The organism is Microbacterium sp. (assembly GCF_031988965.1).
Classification (GTDB): Bacteria; Actinomycetota; Actinomycetes; order Actinomycetales; family Microbacteriaceae; genus Microbacterium.
The window spans coordinates 1-6,396 of sequence record NZ_DALZXX010000155.1 but is presented as its reverse complement, the minus strand read 5'-3'; the positions used below and the strand labels follow the sequence as shown (position 1 = coordinate 6,396).

Sequence of the window (6,396 nt, the reverse complement as noted above, 5' to 3'; positions counted from 1 at the left end):
AACGCCGACCCGGCGGCGCGACCCAGAACAGCCTGTGACAGCGGATCGTCCTGCGCCGCCGCCCCGGAGATCAATGAGCGGGTCCGCGAGCGCACATAGTCGGCGGCGTCGTCGACCGCGGCATGCCCGATACCGGCGACGACGGCGAGGAGGAACAGCTGGTAGAAGCCCGAGATGTAGCTCCGGTCGCGCGACCCCGGCGAGTACACCGTGAGATGTGCAGGATCGACCTCGACGTCCGCGAAGATCGTCGTTCCGGTTCCCGTGAGGCGCTGGCCGAACCCCGTCCAGTCGTCATGCACGGTGACGCCCGCGGCATCCAGGGGAACCGCGATGGTCGCGTGCTCGTCCCGGTATCGGGCGGTGACGTTCGCCCAGTCGGAGTAGATCGTGCCCGTGCTGTAGTACTTCTCCCCGTTCAGCACGAGCGTCCCGTCGTCCTTCTCGGTGATGACGGTGCTGCTCTCGGCGGGCGAGGCGCTCGCGGATTCGCTCTGCGCGTTGCCCACCACGACACCGGCCACCGCTCGTTCGCCCCAGTGCCGGCGGTACTCCGGATCCTCATGGGTGAGGCGCACCTCGAGAAAGGCGAAGTGCCCGCGCCAGATGTGGGCCACGTTGGAGTCGGCGCGGGCGAGCTCGATGAGCAGGCGGAAGAGGTCCACGGCGGATGCTCCGGCGCCGCCGTACTCCTCGGGCACGCGCACCGCGCCGAAGCCTGCATCGCGCAGGAGCGCCATCTGCTCGAACGGCAGCGTGCGGGTGATCTCCCGTTCCGCGGCGCCCGCGGCGATCTCGGCGAAGATCGGGCGGAACCGTTCGGCGAGACGCTCGTATGCGAGGGGCACCGCAGCCGGTGCGGTCGATGTGGGGGCGGTCATGCGAGGCTCTCAATCGTGGGGGAGATGGTCGAGGATGTGCCGTGGAATCGCGGGATCGCGGCGAGGAGCTCCCTCGTGTACTCCGCCTGCGGGCGATCGAACACGTTCGACACCGTGTCGTGTTCGACGGTCCTGCCGTCCTTGAGCACCAGCACCTCATCGCTGATCGCGTTCACGACGCCGAAATCGTGTGAGATCAGGAGCAGGGCCACGTGCGTCTCCTTCTGGATGCGCACCAGGAGGTCGAGGATCTGTGCCTGGATCGACACGTCGAGTGCGGACACGGGTTCGTCGCCGACGATGATCGTCGGCTCCAACGCGAGGGCGCGCGCGATCGCGACCCGCTGTCGTTGGCCGCCGGAGAGCTGCAGGGGCCGCCGCTCGAGCAGCCCGGTGCTGAGCTCGACGTGATCGAGGAGTTCACGGACTCGCGCGCGACGTGCCGAGCGATCATGGCGGCCGAGGGCGCGTACCGCCTCGGTGAGCACCTGATCGATCGAGTGCCGCGGATCGAAGGAGCTGAGGGGGTCCTGATACACGGCCTGGATGCGCTGACGCAGCGCCGCCCGCTCACGCCCGTGCACCTCCGACCAGCGCGAGCCTGTGACGAGGATGTCTCCGTCGTCCGCGCGCTCCTGCCCGAGCAGGATGCGCCCCGCCGTGGTCTTCCCCGAACCCGATTCGCCGACGAGCCCGAGAGTCCGTCCGGGATGCAGGTCGAACGAGACGTCGTCGAGAGCACGCAGCGTGCCGCCGGTCGGCAGCGCGAACGTCCTGCTGATGTGCGACACCTGCGCGACCGCCGCCGTGGGGGAAAGAGCCTCCCCGACGTCGCCGGATGCCGGGCGCTCGATCACCGTCGCCGCGCGGCGAGGACGGTTCGAGGGGATGGCGGCGATGAGCCGACGAGTGTAGGGATGCTCGGCGCGGGTGAAGACGTCGTCCGTCGTGCCGGTCTCGACGACGCGGCCGTCCTTCATGACGATCACGCGATCCGCGATCTGAGAGACCACGGCGAGATCGTGGGTGATCAGCAGAAGGGTGCGCCCCTGATCCTTGAAGCGTCCGAGCAGGCGGAGGATCTGCGCCTGCACGGTCACGTCCAGCGCCGTCGTCGCCTCGTCGAGGATGAGGAACGGCGGACGCGCGGCGATGGCGCTGGCGATCAGGGCACGCTGGCGCAGGCCACCGGAGAGCTCGTGCGGGCGCTGACGACGGCGCAGCTCGGGTTCGGGCACTCCGACGTCGCGAAGAAGGTCGAGGACCTCGGCGCCCCTGCGCTCGGCGGTCCACGAGAAGTGCTCCCGCAGCGGCTCTTCGATCTCGCGGCCGATGGTGCGGAGCGGGTCGAGCGACACCAGCGCATCCTGCAGCACGAAGCCGATCTCGCCACCGCGGATCGTGCGCCACGCGCGCTTCGATGCCGAGAGCAGATCATGGTCGCCGAGACGCAGGGCATCCGCTGCCACGGTGCTGCCGTCGCCCGTGAGCCCGACGAGCGTGCGGGCGGTGACGCTCTTGCCGGATCCGGATTCGCCGACGATCGCGACCGTCTCTCCCTCCTCGATCGAGAACGAGATCCCGTGCACGACGTCGCTCTGCTCCGACCCGCGTCCGAACCCGATTCGCAGGTCCGACACGTCGACGAGGGGGCGGCTCATCGTTTGCCCTCCAGCCGTCGCTGCAGCGTTCGACCGATCGTCGTGGTCGAGATGACGAGCGCAGTGATCGTGAGACCGGGGAAGATGCCGTACCACCACGCGCGCTCCAGGAAGTTGCGCGAGACCGACAGCATCGATCCCCACTCCGGGGTGGGCGGCGCGACCCCGAGACCGAGGAAGGTGAGAGCGGCTCCGGCGAGCGTCGCGGTGCCGACTCCGATCGTCGCGAGTACGAGCACCGGCCGGATCGCGTTCGGAAGCACGTGTGCGAGGGCGACACGGGTGCGGCTGAGGCCGATTCCCCGAGCAGCCTCGACGTAGCCGGCGTTCCGGATGGCGAGGGTCTGACCGCGGACGAGTCGCGCATAGCTGGGAATGCCGGCGATGCCGATCGCGAGCAGCGTGTTGACCAGCCCGCCCCCGAAGATCGAGATGATCAGCAGAGCGAGAAGCAGCTCGGGGAAGGCGAGCGACACGTCGGTCAGCCGCATCAGGATCGCGTCGAGGAACCTGTTGCCGAGACCGGCGGCGAGGCCGATGAGACTGCCGACTCCGAGGGCGATGACGGTCGCTCCGATCCCCAGGAACAGCGCAGGCTGAGCGCCGTAGACGATGCGGCTCAGCACATCGCGGCCCGCCTCATCCGTGCCGAGCAGATGTGCGGCGCTGGGCGCTGCGAGCACGTTCGAGGTGTCGGTCGACAGGGGGTCGTACGGAGCGAGCGCGCCGGGTACGAGAGCTGCGACGACGACGATCGCGAAGAAGCCGAGGGCGAACCAGAACCCGACGGGGAACCCGCGCGATCGACGGCGCCGGGGCGGCCGGGGGTCTCCGACGGGGGCGGTCGGAGACGGCTCCGTCAGTCGAGGGGGGAGGGCGAGCTCGGTCACGCTCATGCGAGCGCCTCCGTTCGGATGCGAGGGTCGATCAGCGGGTAGAGCAGGTCGACGATGAAGTTCACGCCGACGTAGGCGACCGCGGCGAGGAGCACGAGCCCGAGCACGAGCGGTACGTCGCTCGCGTTCGCAGCCGTGACGAGAACCCGACCGATTCCCTGTCGGCTGAAGAGCGTCTCGGCGATCACCGCGCCGCCCAGCAGCCCGCCGACGAGGAAGCCCGAGAGCGTGCTCAGCGGGATGAGAGCGTGGCGGAGCGCATGACCGAGCCTGACCGTCACCTCACTCACACCGCGTGTGCGCGCTGTGACGATGAAGGGTTCGTCGAGTGCATCCTCGAGCGCTCCGCGGAAGACCTGGATGAGTGCCGGCGCCGTGCTTAGCGCGATGGTGAGTGCCGGAAGCACGAGAGTCGCCGGTCCGTCGCTTCCCACCGACGGGAGCAGATGCAGCGAGTAGGAGAAGATCGTGAGCAGCACGATCCCGATCCAGAACGCCGGCGCCGAGAGGAAGAAGATCTCGACCACGGATGACACGCGGTGCGCGACGCGGCGCTTCGCCGTGAGCAGCGCGACGGCGAGGGTGAGGGCGATCGTGAGCACCGCCGCGGTTCCGGCGAGCTGGAGCGTGGGTCCGAGCTGCTCCCCGATGACGTCGACCACGGGGAGGTCTCGCTGGTACGAGGTGCCGAGGTCACCGGTCAGCAGTCGCCCGAGATAGGAGCCGTACTGCACCCAGAGAGGCTGGTCGAACCCGTACTGCTCGCGGATCGCCGCCTCCTGCTCGGCCGTGAGGCTGACCTCCGCCCCGCCGACGACCGCGTAGACGCGGTCGCCGGGCAGGACGTACAGGGCGACGAAGGCGAGGGTGATCGCGCCGAAGAGGACTCCGACCCCGGCGATCCCGCGCACGAGCGCGTGGCGGAGGTATCCGGCCGCGTCGCGCGCTGTCCGTGTCGAGGTCATGATGGCTCCAGAGGCGGCGGGTCAGGAACCCGCGCCTTCCTTCCACGTGTTGTAGAACCAGAGGTTGCCGTAGGCGCGGTCGAACGCGAGACCGTGCACCGAGTCCTGGTACGAGACCAGCGAGGGGCGGTAGTAGAGCGGGATCGAGGGGACGATCTCGGTGAGACGCTCCTGCGTCTGCGCGTACAGGTCGGCGATCTCCTCCGGGTCGGTCGACGCCCGCGCCGCCGCCACGAGCTCGTCGATCTGAGCATCCGCGGTGTTGGTCTGGTTCGTGCCGCGGCGTTCGGGCGTGGTCACCTCGGACGAGCTGTACTTGATGAACAGCACGTCGGCCGTGTTCGTCGTCCAGATGCCTGCGCTGATGTCCTGCTCACCGGCTGCGACCCGTGCCTTCTGATCCTCGGAGGAGAGCACGTCGATCCGGATCTCGACTCCGATGTCCTTGAGCTGGTCCTGCACGATCTCGAGGATCTGGTTCGCCTGAGCCACATCGCCCGTGGTGGGGAAGTACAGCGAGAGACGCTCGCCGTCCTTGATGCGGAAGCCGTCGGCATCCCGCTCCGACCACCCGGCCTCGTCGAGGAGGTCGTTCGCCTGGTCGACGTCGTACGTGAAGGTGGACGCGCTGTTCTCGGCGTAGTTGGGCGTGGACGGGACGAGGAAGCCCTGTGCGACGGTCCACTGGCCGAACGACACCGCGTCGATGATCGCTTCGCGGTCGAGGCCCGCGAAGATCGCCTGGCGCACAGCCTGGTCGTCCAGCGGTGCGTTGTTCTCGTTGAGCCACAGGGCGTAGGGATGCCCGGGTCTGTCGAACTTGGTGAACTCGAGGCTGTCGTTGCTCAGCACCGACTCGACGTTCTGCGGTGGCGTCCAGTCGATGACGTCGAAGTCGCCGGCGACGAGTCCGTTGTAGCGCACGCTGTCCTCGGCGACGAAGCTGATCTCGATGCCGTCGAGGTATGCGGCGCCCGTGCGGCCCGCGTCGGACTCCGGCGCCCAGGCGTAGTCGTCATTGCGCTGCAGGGTGAGCGACTCGTCCGCCCGCCAGTCGACGACCTCGAACGGACCGGTTCCGATCGGCTGATCGACGATGGTCTCCGGGGCCTCGGCGAGCTGCTCGCCGGAGATGATGCTGAGGTAGGCCTGTGACAGGACGTTGATCAGCGCGGAGTACGGCTCCGAGAGCGTGATCTCCAGAGTCAGGTCGTCGATCGCCGCCGAGCTCTCGTACGGCCCGAGGTAGGACGCCTGGAGCGGCGCCTTCGTCTCAGGGTCGAAGATGTGCTCGATGTTCTGCTGCACGACCGCTGCGGTCAGGGGAGAACCGTCGTGGAACGTGATGTCGGGACGCAGGTGGATCGTGTAGACGCGGCCGTCGTCGGAGACGTCGTACGATTCGGCGAGCAGCCCTTCGTAGGTGCCGTCTTCCTTCTGCCAGAACAGGGTGTCGAAGATCGCGCGGAAGATGAGCGGATCGTTCGAGTTGCCCTGCTGGTGGGGATCGAGGTTGGTCGGGGCCCAGGCGTTGAGAGCCACCTCGAGCGTGCCGCCCGTTTCGGGCTCGTCTGCACTCGTGGGCGCGGCGGAGCCGCCGTTCCCCGTCGAGCAGGCGGCGAGGGTGATGGTGAGCAGGGTCGCTGCGACAGCACCGAGCAGACGGTGGCGGGACGCGGTCATGGGCCTCTCCTAGGCAGAGCGATGGGACGACGACCTCGCGGATTCGGAGGTCGTTCGCCGTCGCCGGAGCACGGAGGCATGGCCTCTCACCTGCATGTCGGTCCCGGGGCGCATGTGCTCGTCACGGTCGACGTGCTGAAACGATAGGGGAGGCGGCGGGGCAGGCCGGGGTGGGAGTCGACGGGTTACTGCCGATTACACGCCGTTACGTCTGCCGTCGTTCTGCGTCACATTCCTCGCTCCCGGAGGGCGCGTCGGATACGGCGCGGTCGTTCGACTCACGCGCCGGGGTGCCGGGCACGCCGGGGGT

At 68.6% G+C, this 6,396-nt stretch carries 5 protein-coding genes; all 5 read right to left on the bottom strand.

What is annotated here, in order from left to right; all coding sequences use genetic code 11:
- Window positions 1-881 (bottom strand): acyl-CoA dehydrogenase family protein (locus RTM68_RS16190; protein ID WP_312172877.1); only part of this gene is annotated, 881 nt, incomplete at its 3' end.
- On the bottom strand, window positions 878-2,542 hold the full coding sequence (locus tag RTM68_RS16185; RefSeq protein WP_312172874.1) for an ABC transporter ATP-binding protein: 1,665 nt from the start codon (window positions 2,540-2,542) through the stop codon (window positions 878-880). The genes RTM68_RS16190 and RTM68_RS16185, both read right to left, overlap by 4 nt.
- On the bottom strand, window positions 2,539-3,438 hold the full coding sequence (locus RTM68_RS16180) for an ABC transporter permease (protein ID WP_312172872.1): 900 nt from the start codon (window positions 3,436-3,438) through the stop codon (window positions 2,539-2,541). The genes RTM68_RS16185 and RTM68_RS16180 overlap by 4 nt, the downstream gene beginning before the upstream one ends.
- On the bottom strand, window positions 3,435-4,403 hold the full coding sequence (locus tag RTM68_RS16175) for an ABC transporter permease (protein WP_312172871.1): 969 nt from the start codon (window positions 4,401-4,403) through the stop codon (window positions 3,435-3,437). Before RTM68_RS16175 ends, RTM68_RS16180 begins: the two co-directional genes overlap by 4 nt.
- A 21-nt stretch (window positions 4,404-4,424) precedes the next feature.
- Window positions 4,425-6,086, bottom strand: a complete 1,662-nt coding sequence (locus tag RTM68_RS16170; protein WP_312172868.1) for an ABC transporter substrate-binding protein — start codon at window positions 6,084-6,086, stop codon at window positions 4,425-4,427.
- Window positions 6,087-6,396: the final 310 nt, after the last annotated feature.

Excerpts from the sequence above, each read along its gene's own strand:
- RTM68_RS16185 (WP_312172874.1), bottom strand. The coding sequence starts at position 2,542 with ATGAGCCGCCCCCTCGTCGACGTGTCGGACCTGCGAATCGGGTTCGGA.
- RTM68_RS16180 (WP_312172872.1), bottom strand. The coding sequence starts at position 3,438 with ATGAGCGTGACCGAGCTCGCCCTCCCCCCTCGACTGACGGAGCCGTCT.
- RTM68_RS16175 (WP_312172871.1), bottom strand. The coding sequence starts at position 4,403 with ATGACCTCGACACGGACAGCGCGCGACGCGGCCGGATACCTCCGCCAC.
- RTM68_RS16170 (WP_312172868.1), bottom strand. The coding sequence starts at position 6,086 with ATGACCGCGTCCCGCCACCGTCTGCTCGGTGCTGTCGCAGCGACCCTG.